Source organism: Aeromonas sp. LsrichE-8G (assembly GCF_022869435.1).
GTDB classification, from domain to species: domain Bacteria; phylum Pseudomonadota; class Gammaproteobacteria; order Enterobacterales; family Aeromonadaceae; genus Aeromonas; species Aeromonas caviae.
The window spans coordinates 1-754 of record NZ_JALIHH010000242.1; the positions used below are offsets into that span (position 1 = coordinate 1).

A 754-nucleotide genomic window follows, 5' to 3' on the forward strand; every position below is an offset into this window, starting at 1 on the left:
GGCGCTGTCCCAATTACATGTTGAAAGGCTAACCTTGAAGTAGGTCATCACCCTGAGGGCCTCCATCATGGATACCCAAGCCTTTCAACATCTACTGTCTCTCTTTCCACAGCTCACCATGCGCCAGCGTCGCCTCGCGCAACATGAACTCACTACCCCTCACCCAATCACCTCGCTGGCCGCTCAACTCCCCGCTTGTCGATGTTGCCCTCACTGTCAGGCCGAGGCTACGCAGTTGGCTCCCTGGGGTTGGAGTCGAGGGCTGCGTCGTTATCGCTGCAAGCAGTGTCTGCGCACCAGTTCCGTTCTCACCAAGACGCCTCTGGCTCGACTTCGCAAGGCACAATGCTGGGAAGACTACGCCCAGGCCCTCATCGACGGTCTGACCGTCCGACAGGCTGCCGTCCGCTGCGGAGTCTGTAAAAATACCGCCTTCTTGTGGCGTCACCGCTTCCTGAAAGCCATGGCGAGTCACCAGGCGGCACGGGAAGGGGGTATCGTCGAGGTTGATGAGACCTTCTTCTTGGAGTCGTTTAAAGGGCAACGTGGTTTGCCCCGCCCGGCCCGCCACCGTGGGGGCAAAGGCCGTACCCGAGGCACAGGGCCGGATTACATCCCGGTGATGGTGGTTCAGGACCGGGCTGGTCACCATGCGGATTTTCAGTTGGAGAAAATGAATGCCGAGACGGTGATAGCTGTTTTGACACCCCTTGTCTCGTCAGATGCGGTGTTGTGTAGCGACGGCGCCGGGGTG

1 protein-coding gene is annotated in these 754 nt (G+C 59.4%); it reads left to right on the top strand.

The window, feature by feature from the left end:
• Positions 1-67: 67 nt before the first annotated feature.
• On the top strand, positions 68-754 hold a 687-nt coding region (locus MUW49_RS20010), incomplete at its 3' end, for an IS1595 family transposase (RefSeq protein WP_244813118.1).